Raw genomic sequence first — 15,685 nt, 5'->3', positions numbered from 1 at the left:
CGGTGGGCGCGGGACCTTCGCAGGTTCCCGTGCCCGCTAGCTCAACCGTACCGATTCCGGTGCCGGTCGAGCACCGGTTTGACCCGCGCAAGGGCCGCCCCGATCTTTTCGGGGAAGACTTCCGGGCCCAATGCCATCGTGCTGTTATGCGCGGTGGCGATGCGTCGGGCATCATGCCATTCGATGCCGAGTTCGACCGCCCATTCGCGAAAGGTATCCGCCGCACCCGGCTGCTTCTTCAGCGCGGAAGCAAGCGTGGGATGGAAATCGAGCCGTTCGTTCATGGGCATGAGCGACAGCGGCCATGGCAAGTCGAGGCGCGACAGCGTGTCGTCGACATAGATCGTGCCGCTCGCGGGGTGATAGGCGAGCACGGACCCGAAATGGGTGTCTTCCTTCTCGCACACCAGATCGACACCGCGCGGAGTGGAGAATTCGATCGCCGCTTCGGTGACCTCGTCTGGCAGGCCGTCCTCGCACAGTTCCGACTCCCACGGGAGGATATGGAACTTCTTGATATGCCGCCGCGTGCCGTAGAGCGCTGCATTGGGGAAGGCCCGGTGCATCCATTCGATATGTAGCGTGTGGAAAGGATGCAGATTGATGATCGCCGCCACTTTAGAGCCGCCATCGGTCAGCTGATCGACCTGGGGGCGCACCGCATCTGGCAGCGTGTAGCTGTCGAGAAATACGAACTTTCCGGATGGAAGTTCAACCAGAGCGCAGTGTGTTCCAACGTTCAGGACGCCGCCGACGCGAAAGGTGCCTCGCAGGTGATGGAAGCCGTCGCCGAAATCGGCGAATCGTTCGGATGGGTTCGGGTTCGCGTCGGTCATATACCGAACAGCGAGAAACCGCGCCGAGGGTTCCGGATCTATCGCACGCTTTCCGTCGATCGCCCTCTCCACGATCGCGTGCGCACTTTCCTGGCCGAGGGCGCGCAGTCGCGCCCGTTCGTCAGGCGGCCTGGGCCAGATCGAGTTCGAGCCGGTCCCAGATCTCGACCAGCGCGTCGGTCAGCTCGCGCATCATTTCCTCGGTATGGGAGGGGCCGGGCGTGAAGCGCAGGCGCTCCGTCCCGCGCGGGACGGTCGGGAAATTGATCGGCTGCACATAGATGCCGTACTCGGCGAGCAGGATGTCGCTGATCTTCTTGGCGCGGACCGGATCGCCGACCATCACGGGCACGATATGCGTCGTGCTGGGCATGACCGGGACGCCCGCCTCGGCCATCATCGCCTTCAGCTTCGCCGCGGCTGCCTGCTGCGCATCGCGTTCCTCGCTCGATTGCTTGAGATGCCGCACGGAGGCGAGCACGCCCGCGACCAGTGCCGGGCTGAGCGAGGTGGTGAAGATGAAGCCGGGCGCATAGCTGCGGATGCAGTCGATGATGCGCGTATCGGCCGCTATATAGCCGCCCATCACGCCGAACGCCTTGCCCAGCGTACCTTCGATAATATCGATGCGGTGCGCCGCCTCGTCGCGTTCGGAAATGCCGCCACCGCGCGGGCCGTACATGCCGACCGCGTGGACTTCGTCGATATAGGTCAGCGCGTTGTACTTCTCGGCCAGGTCACAGATCGCGTGGATCGCGGCGACGTCGCCGTCCATGGAATAGACGCTCTCGAACGCGATCAGCTTGGGCGTCTCGGGCGCTTCGGCGGCGAGCAGCTGTTCCAGATGGTCCACGTCGTTGTGGCGGAACACGCGCTTCTCGCAGCCCGAGTTGCGGATGCCGGCGATCATGCTGGCATGGTTCAGCTCGTCAGAGAAGATCACGCAGCCGGGCAGCAGCTTGGCGATGGTGGACAGCGTCGCGTCGTTGGAGACGTAGCCGCTGGTGAACAGCAGCGCGCCTTCCTTGCCATGCAGGTCGGCCAGCTCGGCCTCCAGCTGGACGTGGAAATGGGTGTTGCCACCGATATTGCGGGTGCCGCCCGAACCGGCGCCGACATCGTGCAGCGCCGCTTCCATCGCGCCGATCACCTTGGGGTGCTGGCCCATCGCGAGGTAATCGTTGGAGCACCAGACCGTGATCGGCTTGGGCCCGTTATGCCCGGCGAAACATCGCGCATTGGGGAAGGCCCCCTTGTTGCGCAGGATGTCGATGAAGACGCGGTAGCGGCCTTCGGCGTGCAGGCGATCGATCGCCTGATCGAAAATCTGTGTGTAGTTCATGGCGCTGGCCGCGCGATACGCCCGTTTTCCGCCGATTTCCACTGCGATCTTTGCGAACGGTTCGCAGTTAGAAAACGCGCAAATCTTCGATCCCGACTTGCCGCAGGGCGTCGGCGCGCTGTTCCAGCGTGTCGATCGGCCCGGTCGTGACGGCGAAGTTCGGCGCGCGGCGCGCGAACGCCTGCCCCCCGGTGAGCGAGACGATGCGGCGCGCGATACCCTCTGCCCCATCGACCAGCGCGACCCCTGGGCCGAAAGCCGCTGCCAGCTCTTCGCGCAATAGCGGGAAGTGCGTGCAGGCGAGCACCACGGTATCGATCCGGTCGCCGCCGGGCTGGGCGCGCAAGGTCGCCACCGCCTCTGCCACCGCTTCGCCGACGCCGGCGCGACCGGCAAGCTTCGCCTCCGCCGCTTCGACGAGGCCCGGCGCGGCCTGGCGCAGCAGGGTCTTGTCCGCCGCGAACGCCGCCTCCAGCCGATCGACATAGCCCTGCCGGATCGTCGCCGCGGTGCCGAGCAGGCCGATGACGCCGGTCTTCGTCATTGCCGCGGCGGGTTTGATTGCGGGCACGGTGCCGACGATCGGGATTTCCAGCACCTCGCGCACCATGCCCAGCGCGATGGTACTGGCGGTATTGCAGGCGATGCAGGCAAGGCGGGGCTGATACCGCTCGCCCATCCGCCCCAGCAGCCCCGCGACCCGCGCTGCGATCTCCGCCTCGCTCTTCTCGCCATAGGGCAACCCGGCGAAATCGGCCGCGTAGATCACCGGCGCATCGGGCAGCACGCGGCGCAGCGCGGCGAGCACGGTGAGCCCGCCGACGCCCGAATCGAACAGCAGGATGGGGGCCGAGGCCGAGCTTTCTTTCAAAACCGTTCGTCCCGAGCTTGTCGAAGGACCGTCCTTCACCTTAGGTGCTGCGCTAGAAGAAAGTGCAGGGCTTCGACAACCGCCTTCGCGGTCGCAGGCAAGCTCGGGCCGAACGGAGGTTTTGTGGAAAGCTTGCTCGCCGCGCTGCTCGGATACCTGCTCGGCTCGATCCCGTTCGGCCTGCTGCTGACCCGCATGGCGGGGCTGGGCGATGTGCGCCAGCAGGGCAGCGGCAATATCGGCGCGACCAACGTGCTGCGCACCGGCAGCAAGTGGCTGGCGGCGGCGACGCTGGTGCTCGACCTGCTGAAGGGGTTGGCCGCAGTGCTGCTGGCGCGCGATTTCTTCCCCTATCCGGCCGCGGTGCAGAGCATCTGGTGGGGCGCGGCACCGGCCGCCGCGCTGGGCGCGGTGCTGGGGCACTGCTTTCCCGTCTGGCTCGGCTTCAAGGGTGGGAAGGGTGTGGCGACCAATGCGGGCGTCGCCTTCGGGCTCGCCCTGCCGCTGGGCCTCACCTACGCCTTCGTCTGGATCGGGATGCTGGCGCTGACGCGGATCAGCTCGCTCGCCGGGATGAGCGCGGTGGTGTGCGCGGCGATCGCGGCGGCGCTGTTCGGCTATCCGGTCTATGTCCCTGTGCTGGTCGCCATCGCCGTTATCGTCCTGTGGCTTCACCGCGCCAATATCGGGCGGCTGCTGCGGGGCGAGGAACCCCGGGTCGGCAAAAGCAAGTGAGCGCGCCCGCGCTGTCGCAGGCGGAGGCCTTCGCGCGCATTCGCCTGCTGCGCAGCCCGCGGATCGGCCCGGTGAGCTTCGCCCAGCTGCTCGGGCGCTTCGGCAGCGCGGAGGCGGCGCTGGAGGCGCTGCCCGATCTGGCCGGGCGGGGCGGCAAATCCTATACGCTGGCGTCGCGCGATCTGGTGGAGCGCGAGATCGAGGCGGTCCGGCGAGCGGGCGCGCGCTACCTCTTCCGCGATCAGGCGGACTATCCGGCTTTGCTGCGAGAGGCGGACGGCGCGCCGCCGATCCTGACCTGGCGCGGCGATCTGGCGCTGGCGTCGCGGCCCTGCGTCGCGATGGTCGGCGCGCGCAATGCCAGCGCCGCCGCGGTCAAGCTGGCGCGGGAGTTCGCCGGGGCGCTGGCGGGGGAGGGCTTCACCGTCGTCTCGGGTCTCGCCCGGGGAATCGACGGCGCGGCGCACGAGGGCGCGTTGCCCGCTACCATCGGCGTGATCGCGAGCGGGATCGACATCGCCTATCCGCCTCAGCACGAGGATCTGCACCGGCGCATCGCGGAAGAGGGTCTGTTGCTGGCCGAACAGCCGCCGGGCACGGAGCCGCGCGGCAGCCATTTTCCGACCCGCAACCGCATCATCGCCGGGCTCGCGCTCGGGACGCTGGTGGTGGAGGCCGCACCCAAGTCCGGCTCGCTCATCACCGCGCGGCTGGCGGGCGAGGCGGGGCGCGAGGTAATGGCGATTCCCGGCAGCCCGCTCGACGCGCGCAGCCATGGTTGCAACCTGCTGATCCGCGAAGGGGCCGTGCTGGTGCAGGAGCCGGGCGACGTGGTCGAACTGCTGTCGGGTTTCGACGGCACGCCGCGCTCCTCCGTGCGCGAGACGGGGGAAAGCTACCTCGCCGCCGCGCCGGAAGAACTGGCCGATGCCGAGCCGGCGGACGTCGCAAACCTGCTCTCGACCGCGCCCGTCGCCGTGGACGAACTCATCCGCCAGTCGGGGGAGGGTCCGGCCTCCGTCCAGCTCGCGCTGCTGGAGCTGGAGATCGCCGGACGGCTGGTGCGCCATGCCGGGGGCAGGGTAAGCCTTTCCGCGGTCTGATCGGCGGATTACGTACACGGTGGGAGCATCGCCGCGCTGGTAGGAGGGGGGGAGAAAACCATGTGGAATTCTATGAATTCTCATCGCAAGTGGGCGCTTGCCATCGTGCTGATCCTGTTTGGAGTCTCCGCTCTCCTCGCAATACAGGACAGGCCGCTGAATCCCTTCGAGGCCATCACGGGCGCGCTTCTAAGCGCGTTGGCAATGCTGATTGTGAGCGTCGCGGTCGTGTGCACCTTGTTCGTCCCGGCGGACGCCGAGACCGGGAAGCTGCGGATACTCGACCGGTCCCTGCCTGCTATCGCGCTGATCGCCTCGGTAGCGTTGCTGAGCCTCATAGACGGGCTTTACAGCCGATACGATGCGCTGGCCTTCGCGGCCGATCATGCAGATGATCTTGCGGGACCGCCCCCGCAAAGCGTGCCCTATTTCCAAGGAATTCCCGATGGCGGCAGTGCCATTATCGCGTCGCCGGGTCGCAACCCGATGACCTTTTCCGCGGAGACGCGCCGTCGCCTGACCAGTGGTGACATACATTCCTGCAGGAAGCTGGACGAGAAATTGTGGCTATGCGGTTTCGGTTAGGTCCTCGCCGGTCAATGCCATATCCGCGACCCGCCGTCTGAGGACGGCTGCAAGCGTTCGCTCAAGGATTTCGGGGCTGCTGTGCGTTTGACGCTCATCCCCGGTTCACCGTGGCCGCCCCAACTTCGTGCAACCTGATCGAAGAATGGGGAGTTTTCGATGCGCGGTCCGATAGCGTTTCTCTGCAGCGTCGCCTTGCTCGTGCCCGGTCCCGCCGGTGTCGGAGCCGCGGCTTTGGCGCAGGATGCTTCGCCCCGGGCCGGTGAGGGCGCGTATTGCCGCACGCCGGGGCCGCTGCCCGATCTAGAGCCCGAGAAACGTCCGGCGCAGGAAGCCAATGAAGAGGGCGAGAGCAGCGCGGCGGACTCGCTAATGGAGCGCGGACCGCCTCCACCTCCACCTCCACCTCCGCCTCCGCCGCCACCACCGCCTCCTCCGCTTGCGGCACCTCCTCCGGTGGCGATGGCGGTCGACAGCATGGTCGTCACCGGCAGCAGGGCGGACCGGCCGAGTGCGGCAGAGACTGCAGCACCGGTGCCCGGGGAAAGCGCGGATAGCCGCGTCATGCCGCCCTATCCCCCGCGACCGCCGCAGCCGCGCCCGCAAAGCGGCCTGCTGACCGCGGGCGAGCATGACGATCTGCTCAATCCCGAACTCTATGCCGCCTATCAGCGCCGCTCCGATCTCGGTCAGAAGGCACGCGGCCTGCCGCAGCTCGACACGGCGCGGCTGTTCACCGTGGAACTGCGCGACGAACGCGGGCGTGCCATGCCGTTCGAGACGGTCGAGCTGCGCTGCGCCGACGGCAATACGTTGCGCATGGAAACCGTGGCCGACGGCAGCGTGGTGTTCTTCCCGGATGTGGACCGGCTGAGCGACCGCGTGTGGGTCCGCGCGGGCGGTGGCGACTGGCGCATGGCAAATCTTTCGCGCCAGCCGGGCGGGCAGATGATGAAGATCACCGCCACCCGCGATGCCCGGGCGGTGAAGAAGCTCGACCTCGCGCTGGTGGTCGACGTCACCGGATCGATGGGCGACGAGATTCGCTACCTCCAGGCGGAACTGAAATCGATCGTCGGCGCGCTGGAGAAGCGGCATCCCGAGCTCGATATCCGTGTCGGTTTCAGCTTCTATCGCGATCGGGGCGACGATTTCGTCACCCGGACCTACCCGCTCGACGGCGATGTCTCGAAGGCGCAGGCCCAGCTGGCGCAGCAATCGGCGAATGGTGGCGGCGATTACGAGGAGGCGATGCAGGATGCGCTGGTGCGCGCCGCCAATCTCGATTGGCGCGACGATGCGGTGAAGTCGCTGCTGCTGGTCGCAGATGCGCCGCCGCACGATAGCGATATCGGTACCGCCTGGCTCGCCGCCGAGCATCTGCGGGGCAAGCGGGTGCATATCGTGCCGGTCGGGGCCTCGGGCGTGGGGCCGATGGCCGAATACGTCATGCGCGCGATGGCCGCCGCCACCCAGTCGCGCTACACCTTCCTCACCGACGACAGCGGCATCGGTAACCCTCATGCCGAACCGGCGATCGACTGCTACCTCGTCACCCGGCTCGACCAGCTGCTGCGCCGCGTGATCGACAGCCAGATCTCGGGCCGCCGGATCGAGCCGGATCAGGGCGAGGTCATCCGCAGCGTCGGCCAGTACGATGCCGGTCGCTGCGTGCTGCCGCCCGATTTCGCGGAGCAGCAGGACTAGACACCGTTTCGCAAAGCCGCTTGACGGGCCGCGAACTCCGTCACCACATTCGCGCGTATACACACGTACACGCGTAGGGACTGCGAAACACACATATGCAACTCGTTATCGTCGAGTCGCCGGCCAAGGCGAAAACCATCGAGAAATATCTGGGCAAGGACTTCAAGGTCCTCGCCAGCTACGGCCACGTCCGCGACCTGCCGCCCAAGGACGGCAGCGTGCGCCCGGACGAGGATTTCGCGATGGACTGGGAGCTCTATCGCGACAAGCAGAGCCGCTTCAAGGAGATCAGCGACGCGGCGAAGAAGGCCGACCGGCTGGTCCTCGCAACCGACCCCGACCGCGAGGGGGAGGCGATTTCGTGGCACGTTCGCGAGCTGCTGGGCAAGCGCAAGGCGCTGCCCGCCAAGGTCGAGCGGGTCACGTTCAACGCGATCACCAAGAACGCGGTGACGGAGGCGATGGGGCGTCCGCGCGATCTCGACCACGATCTGATCGACGCTTACCTCGCGCGCCGGGCGCTCGACTATCTTTATGGCTTCACGCTGTCGCCGGTGCTGTGGCGGCGTCTGCCCGGCGCGAAGAGCGCGGGCCGCGTGCAGTCGGTCGCGCTGCGTCTGATCGTCGATCGCGAGCGCGAGATCGAGGCGTTCAAGCCGGATGAATACTGGTCGGTCGTCGCCAAGATGGAGCAGGACGGCACCGCCTTCGACGCGCGGCTGGTGCGCTTCGACGGCGAGAAGCTCGACAAGCTGACGCTCGGCAACGAAGGCAGCGCAATGAAGGCGAAGGAAGCGGTCGAGCAGGGCCGCTTCACGATCCAGGAGATCGAGACCAAGCCGCTTACCCGCAATCCCTCGCCACCGTTCACGACGTCGACGCTGCAGCAGGAGGCGGCGCGCAAGCTCGGCTTTTCCGCCAGTCACACGATGCGGCTGGCGCAATCGCTCTACGAAGCGGGCGCGATCACCTATATGCGGACCGACGGCGTGCAGATGGATGGCAGCGCCATCTCCGCCTGTCGCAAGGCGATCAGCGAGCGCTATGACGGGCATTACCTGCCTGAAAAACCGCGCCATTACAGCACCAAGGCGAAGAATGCTCAGGAAGCGCACGAGGCGATCCGCCCGACCAACTTCCTGCAGTCGCGCGCCGCTTCGGGCGACGAGGCGAAGCTTTACGACCTGATCTTCAAGCGCGCGATGGCGAGCCAGATGGCCCCCGCGCGGCTGGAGCGTACCACCGGCACCCTGCTCGACGCGAGCGGCCGGCACGAGCTGCGCGCGACCGGCCAGGTGGTGAAGTTCCCCGGCTTCTTCGCGGTCTATCAGGAGGGTCGTGACGACAGCGAGGACGAGGACGACAACCTGCTGCCGGTCATGCACAAGGGCGATTGCCCGGCCAAGACGGGCGTCGAGGCGAACCAGCACTTCACCCAGCCGCCGCCGCGCTTCTCCGAAGCGAGCCTGGTCAAGCGGTTGGAGGAACTCGGCATCGGGCGTCCCTCGACCTATGCCAGCACCATCCAGACCCTGCGCGACCGCGAATATGTGCGGATGGAAAAAAACCGTTTCTTCGCAGAGGAATCGGGCCGATTGCTGACGGCGTTTCTGGAACGGTTCTTCGAGCGATACGTCGCCTACGACTTCACCGCGGGGATGGAGGACGAGCTCGACGAGGTGTCGGGCGGGCGCGAGGAATGGAAGGCGCTGCTCGAACAGTTCTGGCGCGACTTCAAGCCGAAGACCGAAGAGGTGATGGATCGCAAGCCCTCGGAAGTGACCGAGGTGCTGGACGAATATCTATCCGACTTCCTGTTCCCCCCGCGCGAGGACGGGAAGGACCCGCGCACCTGCCCGCTGTGCGAGCAGGAAGGGCGCGAAGGCGGTCGGCTGGCGCTGCGCGGCGGCAAGTTCGGCGCCTTCGTCGCCTGTGCCAACTATCCCGAGTGCAAATACACCCGCCGCTTTGCCCAACCGGGTGCCGATGGCGATGCGGCCGAGGACGGCATCATGGGCAAGCACCCCGAAACCGGCCTGGAAATCCACCGCAAGACCGGTCGCTTCGGCCCCTATGTCCAGATGGGGGAGGGCAAGGATGCGAAACGGGCCAGCATTCCCAAGGATCTGCCCGACTTCGATCTGGAATGGGCGATAAAGCTGCTGAGTCTGCCGCGCATCGTGGGTGAACATCCCGAAACCGGCAACGAAATCGAGGCGAATATCGGGCGTTACGGCCCTTATCTGCGGCACGATGGCAAGTATGCGAAGCTGCAGACAACGCAGGACGTGTTCGACACGGGCATGAACGCGGCCGTCACCCTGCTGGCCGAGGCGGCCAATCGCAAGGGCGGGGGCCGGGCGAAGGCGGAACCGATCAAGACGCTGGGCGAACACCCCACCAGCGGCGGCGAGATGAAGGTGATGCCGGGGCGTTACGGCCCTTACGTCACCGACGGTACCACCAATGCGACGATCCCGAAGGACATGAAGCCCGAGGACGTGACCGAGGCGCAGGCGATCGAGCTGATCGACGCGCGTGCCGCCAAAGGTCCACCGAAGAAGAAGGCGCGCAAGAAGGCTGCGCCGAAGAAGAAGGCGGCTGCGAAGAAGGCTCCGGCGAAGAAAGCCGCTGCGAAGAAGGCACCCGCGAAGAAAAAGGCCCCGGCGAAAAGCAAGCAGGCTGCAAAGAAGGACGCGGACGACTGATGGCGAAGGAGCATTTCGAGCGCCACAAGCAGCCGTGGAAGGCGGAGGAGGCAGGCCAGCTCCGCACACTTGCGGCCAAAGGGCACGGGCTGAAGGCGATCGCGAAATCGCTCGGGCGGAGCGAGGAGTCGACCAAGGACTTCGCGAAGAAGAACAAGATCGCGATCGCCAAGAAGCGGTAGTCCGGTGGGGCGGGACCTTTCCGCCCCTCGCGCGTTGGATCCGCATGCCGCATTTGCGAAGAGTAACAGAAGCGATGGGACCGGCCATCGGAGCGAGCCGTGCGTGGTGAGCGATAGCGGCGACGGCCTGCCCATGCCCCGCCGCATCTGGGCGATCGCGGCGATCAGTTTCGGCACCGCGTTGTTCGTGGTGGATGGCGCGGTCGCCAATGTCGCGCTGCCCACGATCGCGCGCGATCTGAACGTCAGCGACGGGGCGGTGACCAGCGTGGTGACCGTGTACCAGCTGGTGATGGTGATGGTGCTGCTGCCCTTCGCCACGATCGGCGACCGGATCGGGCACCGCAATCTCTACCAGATCGGCCAGGTCCTTTTCTTCTTCGCTTCTGCCGCGGCGCTGCTGGTAAACAGCTTCACGGTGCTGATGATCGTACGCGCGCTGCAGGCGCTGGGCGCGGGTATCGCGCTGTCGGTTTCCGCAGCGATGCTGCGCTCCATCTATCCGGCGAAGAGCCTCGGCAGCGGGCTCGGGATCAACAGCGTGATCGTCGCCACTTCCTACGCAGTCGCGCCGACGCTGGGTGGCTTCATCGTCGAACATATCGACTGGCGCTGGGTTTTCGTCGCCGCCGCACCGCTGGCGCTGCTATCGCTCCTGATCGGGCGCTTCCTGCCCGATCCGGAGCCCCGCCCGGGCAAGGTCGACTGGCTTAGCGGGTTGTGGAATGCAGGCACCGTCGCGCTGCTCATCGGCGGGCTCACCATCGCCACCCACGATCGCCTCGTGCTGGGCGGGGCCGCTGTCCTGGCCGGTATCGCGTCCGCGTATTTCCTCTACCGGCGCGAGCGTGGGATGCAACGCCCGGTCCTTCCGGTCGATCTGATGCGAAAGCCCGCGATCGGGCTGTCGGTCGTGGCCGCGATCGCCGCCTTCATCGGTTCGGCGATGCTGATCGTCGGGCTGCCGTTCCGGTTCGAGCAGGGTATGGGATATTCGCCGGACGAGGTCGGTCTGCTGATCGCGCCGTTCCCGCTCACCATGCTGTTCGTCGCCCCCGCCGCGGGCTGGCTGTCGGACCATGTCTCGCCATCGATCATGGGCGTTGTGGGCATGTTTATCGTCGTGGTCGCGTTGCTGCTTCTCACCTTCATGCCGGAGGAGGCCGGCGCGTTCGGGATTGCCTGGCGGCTATCGCTGTGCGCGCTCGGTTACGGCCTGTTCCTTGCGCCCAATTCGCGACTGATGATCGGTGAGGCGCCGAAGGATCGTTCGGCGGCGGCAGGCGGCCTGCTGTCGACCGCGCGGCTGTTCGGGCAATCGACCGGCGCGGCGGTGGTCGGCGTGATCCTCGCCATCGGCATGGGCCTCGGCCCCGCGCCGTTGCTGGTCTCCGCCGGGTTCGCGGTGCTCGCCGCGATCTGCAGCGCCTATCGGTTCCGCGCGACGGGCGCGAACCTGGTGCGACGACCGCGCCACCCCGACACCGTACGCCCCTAGCGGTCGCGCAGTCTCCAGATTTCCAGCGTGTGGACACCCAGTTGGTAACGCCCGGTCTCGCGATAGTCGCGGGCCAGCGCCCGGTCCATGATCGCGCGGGCGGGGCGGTTGGGCGGATCGGAGTACGGCTCCACCGCCTTCACGATGACCTGCGGACGCTGCGCGACGATGTGTCGCATCTCGGCCGCGGTATCGATGCCCAGCGCGTGCTGTTCCTTGAGGCTGTTGAGGTGGGTGGTGAAGAGATAGCGCGTCACCGTGCACGCGCCCGTCGCGTGGTAGAGGCCGGGTTCGCCCTCGTGGATATAGAGGCACCCGTCCGGCCCGAGCTGGCGTTCGATCGCCGCGGCCACGGTGCGGAACTGATCGCGGTTGCCGGCCAGGTGAATGCGGATCGGGACATGGATCGCGGTGCAGATGGTGATGAAGGCGAGCGTGCCGATGGCGAAGCGGCGGCGCACTCCCTGCCAGCCAAGCGCCCGCGCTCCTAGCACCAGGAACGGCACCAGCAGCGGCCCGACATAGTGGTCGTAATAGGTCCCGATCAGCAGGAAACCGACAAAGGCAGCGATGGCCCAGGCCTTGATGAAGGCGAGTTGGGGCGATCCGTTACCCCTCAGGCCCAGTCTGCGCGGGGCCCACAGCAGCAGCACCCATAGCGGCGAGAGGAAGAACGTCAGGATCGCTAGCCGGCGCACCGCTTTCATCATCCCGCTTTCGCGCGAGAAGATCGATACGAAATTGGCGAAGACGAACTCGTCCAGATGGCCGATCGCGGCATAGGCCGCCATCGCGGCGGCGGTCGGCAGCAGGGCGCAGGCGACCCACGCCACGGCCATCGGAACGATGCGCCCGCGGTGCAGGCCGTGCACATGCGCCAGCCACATCAGTGCGAGGCCGAAGCACATCCCTTCGAACATCACGGTGTATTTGATCTGCATCGCGATGCCGAGCAGCAGCATGATGCCGCATCCGCCCGCAAACAGCTTGCGCGTGTCGCCGTCGCGATAGCGCCGGGCGATCCACCATGCGGCAATGGCGACCGGCAGATTGTAGAACACCGGTGCCTGCCCACCGATCTGGCTAAAGCCCGCCAGCATGATGGGATAGCAGGCGGCGGCGATCAGCGCCCCGCCGGCTGGGGCGATCATGCGCGCTATGCGATAGAGCACCCAGGCGGTGCAGCCCGCCGACAGGCACGCCGCGATCTGGTACTGGATAACCTGAAAGGGGCCGAGCGCGCTGGTCGAGGCGTAGATCAGGAACAGGCCGACCGGCTTCCTGTCCCAGATGTCGATATAGGGCAGGGCGCCATGCAACATGCGCGAGCCGACCAGGAGATAGAACTCCTCGTCGTTGGAGATCACCGGGCTGCCGAAACTGGCGGCGCGGGTGACCGCGGTGAACGCGATCAGCACCAGCAGCAACCGCCAGTCGGCGTACCACGGGCGGGCGGGCGGTTGCAGAAACGCCTGCCAGTTTCTCCGGGTCTGTGGCGGGGTTTCGGCATCAAGGTGCCGGTCGCGCATCAGGGGAAAGGTCATGATGCGCTCGGCTATCCTCGGTTACGGTCAGTTCGCGGGGGCGGAGACGGCGACGGCGGACAGGCGCGAGGATGCCGCGCATTGCCGGGACACCGGGGTAAAGACCAGCAGGGAGCGGACCGGGGGCTGGGTCATCGCACCCAGTCGAGCCCGATTTCCTCGAACAGCTCGCGGCTGTCGGACCAGTTTTCCTCCACCTTCACATGCAGGAACAGATGGACCTTCACGCCGAGCAGTTCGGTCAGTTCGGTCCGTGCCGCCTCGCCGATCGCCTTGATCATGCGGCCGCCCTTGCCGAGCACGATGGGGCGCTGGGTTTCGCGGGAGACAACGATCTGCTGGTGGATTTCCAGGCTGCCGTCGGGTCGGTGCTTGTAGAGTTCGGGTCGCACCGCGCTGTCGTAGGGCAGCTCCTCGTGCAACTGGCGATAGAGCTGTTCGCGCGTGACCTCCGCCGCCAGCAGGCGTTCGGACGCGTCCGACACCTGGTCCTCGGGATAGTGCCACACCCCCTCCGGCATTAGGTCGGCGAGTGCGGACTTGAGTTCGGGCACGCCGTCGCCGGTCAGGGCGGACACGAAGTAGATCTCCGCGAAATCGACCTTGCCCGACAACTCCTCGGCCAGCGCGAGCAGGGGCTCCTTCTTCGCCACGTCCACCTTGTTCAAGACCAGCATCTTGCGCTCCGGCCGTCCGGCGAGCTGTTCCAGCAGGGGCTCCAGCTCGTGCCGCCGCTGCTTGACCGGATCGACCAGCAACAGCACGGCATCGGCTGCCTCCGCACCTTCCCATGCGGCGCTCACCATTGCGCGGTCGAGCCGGCGACGCGGCGCGAAGATGCCGGGCGTATCGACCAGGATCATCTGGGTATCGCCATCCAGCGCGATGCCGAGCATCCGCGCGCGCGTGGTCTGCGCCTTGGCGCTGGTGATCGCGACCTTTTGGCCGACGAGCTGATTGACGAGCGTCGACTTGCCTGCATTGGGCGCGCCGAGCACCGCGACGACGCCGCAGCGCGTCTGCCCTTCCGCCGGGGAGTGGGGTGAGGTCATCCGTATTGCTCCATGAAGTTCTTCGCGGCCAGCGTTTCCGCCTCCTGCTTGCTGCTCGCCTGTGCCTCGGCAGAGCCGACATTGGCCACCGTCACGCGAACGGTGAAGCGTGCGGCATGGTCGGGCCCGGACCGGTCGACCAGTTCGTATTGCGGCGGCCGACGCCGGTTCCCCGCCGCCCATTCCTGCAGCGCGCTCTTGGGATGCTTGGACCGGCCCGCGCCGCCCGCCACCTGATCGCGCCACAACCGGTGGACGAGATCGCGGGTCGCATCGAAGCCCGCCTCGAGGAAATTGGCCCCCAGCAGCGCTTCCATCACGTCGCCCAGCACGTTCTCGCCATGCTGCGCCCCGTCCTCGCGCGCCTGCCGGTCCAGCCGGACATGGTCCGACACGCCCAGACCGCGCGCGACCTGGGCGCAATTGCCCTTGCTCACCAGCACGTTCAGCCGCTGGGCCAGTTGTCCTTCCGCCCGGTCGTCCTCGCGATAGAGCCATTCCGCGATGGAGAGGCCCAGCACCCGGTCGCCGAGAAATTCGAGCCGCTCGTAACTGATCGCTTCGTTGGTGCTGCCATGGGTCAGCGCCTCGCGCCATAGCGCCGGATCGCCGACCGTGAAGTGGCACGAGCGCAGCCATTCGATGGTGGATTGTTCCAGCGCGCTCACAGCGTCTCGCCGATCCGGTTCCACCGCGCGGCGGTGAACCATGTCCAGGGCAGGAACCAGCGGGCCGATCCGTCGGTGGACCAGACCAGCGCCTCCGCGCGCCCGACGACCCGTTCCAGCGGCACGAAGCCGACCCCGCCGCCGGCGACATCGGGGAACCGGCTGTCCTGCGAATTGTCGCGGTTGTCGCCCATCAGGAACAATCGTCCTTCCGGCACTGTCACCGGCCCGAAATCGTCCTGCGGCGTTTCGCCGAAATCGAACGTCACGTAGCTGCGGCCATTGGGCATCGTCTCGCGATAGGCGGTGTAGCGGCAGGCCATCCCCGCGGCGGGGACATCGACAATCCGGCCGCCCCAGGCGCAATCGGTATTGGCGGACATGGGGACCAGTACGTCGGGCACCCGCTCGCGCCGGATGGGCGTGCCGTCGATGAACACCTGTCCTTCGCGCACCTCCACGGTTTCCCCCGGAAGGGCTACGACGCGCTTGATATAGTCCGTATCGTCGACCGGATGCTTGAAGATTACAACGTCGCCCCGCGCGGGCGTATGTGCGAAGATGCGGCCGGGGATCAGCGGCGCGTCGAGCGGCAGCGAATGGCGCGAATAACCATAGGGCCATTTCGCGGCGGCCAGATAGTCCCCGTCCATCAGGCCGGGCAGCATGCTCTCGCTGGGAATGACGAAGAGCGAGAAGACGAAGCTGCGAAACGCGAGAGCCGCCAGGATCACCAGCAGGCAGAATCGCAGGAAACTTCCCCAGCTTTCGTCCTTGCCCGCTGTCGCCTTCGCGCCCGCCACCAACCGTTCCCTTTGCATTCGTCCGGCGCGCTGCTTAGGCGCAACGCAAGG

14 protein-coding genes are annotated in these 15,685 nt (G+C 66.7%); 7 read left to right on the top strand and 7 right to left on the bottom strand.

All coding sequences use genetic code 11. The features are described from left to right. Positions 1–41: 41 nt before the first annotated feature. The 3 genes from MKP08_RS12220 to murI form a co-directional block, all read right to left on the bottom strand. Positions 42–836: a hypothetical protein gene (locus MKP08_RS12220; RefSeq protein ID WP_241554062.1), complete on the bottom strand. Its 795-nt coding sequence runs from the start codon at positions 834–836 to the stop codon at positions 42–44. A gap of 121 nt (positions 837–957) precedes the next feature. Next, entirely contained in the window at positions 958–2,178 is a 1,221-nt protein-coding gene (gene hemA, locus MKP08_RS12215) for a 5-aminolevulinate synthase (RefSeq protein ID WP_241554061.1), read from the bottom strand. Between the two features lie 67 nt (positions 2,179–2,245). Next, a complete protein-coding gene (gene murI, locus MKP08_RS12210; protein WP_241554060.1) occupies positions 2,246–3,049 on the bottom strand; it encodes a glutamate racemase in 804 nt (267 codons plus the stop codon). A 123-nt stretch (positions 3,050–3,172) separates the two neighbouring features. On the opposite strand from murI, the gene plsY reads away from it, so the two are divergent. The 7 genes from plsY (at position 3,173) to MKP08_RS12175 (ending at position 11,567) form a co-directional block, all read left to right on the top strand. Then, complete coding sequence (gene plsY / locus MKP08_RS12205) at positions 3,173–3,784, top strand: glycerol-3-phosphate 1-O-acyltransferase PlsY (protein WP_241554059.1); 612 nt, start codon at positions 3,173–3,175, stop codon at positions 3,782–3,784. Continuing rightward, positions 3,781–4,887, top strand: coding sequence for a DNA-processing protein DprA (dprA, locus tag MKP08_RS12200; protein WP_241554058.1), 1,107 nt, complete (start codon positions 3,781–3,783; stop codon positions 4,885–4,887). The genes plsY and dprA overlap by 4 nt, the downstream gene beginning before the upstream one ends. 72 nt (positions 4,888–4,959) lie before the next feature. Further along, complete coding sequence (locus MKP08_RS12195) at positions 4,960–5,472, top strand: hypothetical protein (RefSeq protein ID WP_241554057.1); 513 nt, start codon at positions 4,960–4,962, stop codon at positions 5,470–5,472. Positions 5,473–5,631: 159 nt separating this feature from the next. After that, positions 5,632–7,179, top strand: a complete 1,548-nt coding sequence (locus tag MKP08_RS14350) for a vWA domain-containing protein (protein ID WP_306300155.1) — start codon at positions 5,632–5,634, stop codon at positions 7,177–7,179. Between the two features lie 95 nt (positions 7,180–7,274). Further along, complete coding sequence (gene topA, locus MKP08_RS12185) at positions 7,275–9,887, top strand: type I DNA topoisomerase (protein WP_241554056.1); 2,613 nt, start codon at positions 7,275–7,277, stop codon at positions 9,885–9,887. Then, the gene (locus MKP08_RS12180; protein ID WP_215227949.1) at positions 9,887–10,069 is read left to right on the top strand and encodes a hypothetical protein; all 183 of its coding nucleotides are present in this window, start codon (positions 9,887–9,889) and stop codon (positions 10,067–10,069) included. The genes topA and MKP08_RS12180 overlap by 1 nt, the downstream gene beginning before the upstream one ends. Before the next feature lie 106 nt (positions 10,070–10,175). After that, on the top strand, positions 10,176–11,567 hold the full coding sequence (locus MKP08_RS12175) for an MFS transporter (RefSeq protein WP_241554055.1): 1,392 nt from the start codon (positions 10,176–10,178) through the stop codon (positions 11,565–11,567). Here the strand turns inward: MKP08_RS12175 and MKP08_RS12170 are convergent. The 4 genes from MKP08_RS12170 to lepB all read right to left on the bottom strand — a co-directional run bounded on the left by MKP08_RS12170 (position 11,564) and on the right by lepB (position 15,634). After that, complete coding sequence (locus MKP08_RS12170) at positions 11,564–13,111, bottom strand: glycosyltransferase family 39 protein (protein WP_241554054.1); 1,548 nt, start codon at positions 13,109–13,111, stop codon at positions 11,564–11,566. The two genes, MKP08_RS12175 and MKP08_RS12170, sit on opposite strands and share 4 nt — an antisense overlap. A gap of 131 nt (positions 13,112–13,242) precedes the next feature. After that, positions 13,243–14,163 carry a GTPase Era gene (era, locus tag MKP08_RS12165; protein ID WP_241554053.1) on the bottom strand — a complete coding sequence of 307 codons (921 nt, stop codon included), beginning with the start codon at positions 14,161–14,163 and terminating at the stop codon, positions 13,243–13,245. Continuing rightward, a complete protein-coding gene (gene rnc / locus MKP08_RS12160) occupies positions 14,160–14,831 on the bottom strand; it encodes a ribonuclease III (protein WP_241554052.1) in 672 nt (223 codons plus the stop codon). The genes era and rnc overlap by 4 nt, the downstream gene beginning before the upstream one ends. Next, positions 14,828–15,634, bottom strand: coding sequence for a signal peptidase I (gene lepB, locus MKP08_RS12155; RefSeq protein WP_241554051.1), 807 nt, complete (start codon positions 15,632–15,634; stop codon positions 14,828–14,830). Before lepB ends, rnc begins: the two co-directional genes overlap by 4 nt. Positions 15,635–15,685 lie beyond the last annotated feature (51 nt).

Origin of the sequence: Erythrobacter sp. LQ02-29 (genome assembly GCF_022576075.2) — a bacterium.
Taxonomy (GTDB): Bacteria; Pseudomonadota; Alphaproteobacteria; order Sphingomonadales; family Sphingomonadaceae; genus Alteriqipengyuania.
The sequence above is the reverse complement of the archived record's forward strand: the minus strand, read 5'-3'. Positions and strand labels throughout refer to the sequence as shown.

Coding starts and splice junctions, on each gene's coding strand:
- MKP08_RS12220 (WP_241554062.1), bottom strand. CDS start 836: ATGACCGACGCGAACCCGAACCCATCCGAACGATTCGCCGATTTCGGC.
- hemA (WP_241554061.1), bottom strand. CDS start 2,178: ATGAACTACACACAGATTTTCGATCAGGCGATCGATCGCCTGCACGCC.
- MKP08_RS12195 (WP_241554057.1), top strand. CDS start 4,960: ATGAATTCTCATCGCAAGTGGGCGCTTGCCATCGTGCTGATCCTGTTT.
- MKP08_RS14350 (WP_306300155.1), top strand. CDS start 5,632: ATGCGCGGTCCGATAGCGTTTCTCTGCAGCGTCGCCTTGCTCGTGCCC.
- topA (WP_241554056.1), top strand. CDS start 7,275: ATGCAACTCGTTATCGTCGAGTCGCCGGCCAAGGCGAAAACCATCGAG.
- MKP08_RS12180 (WP_215227949.1), top strand. CDS start 9,887: ATGGCGAAGGAGCATTTCGAGCGCCACAAGCAGCCGTGGAAGGCGGAG.
- MKP08_RS12170 (WP_241554054.1), bottom strand. CDS start 13,111: ATGACCTTTCCCCTGATGCGCGACCGGCACCTTGATGCCGAAACCCCG.
- era (WP_241554053.1), bottom strand. CDS start 14,163: ATGACCTCACCCCACTCCCCGGCGGAAGGGCAGACGCGCTGCGGCGTC.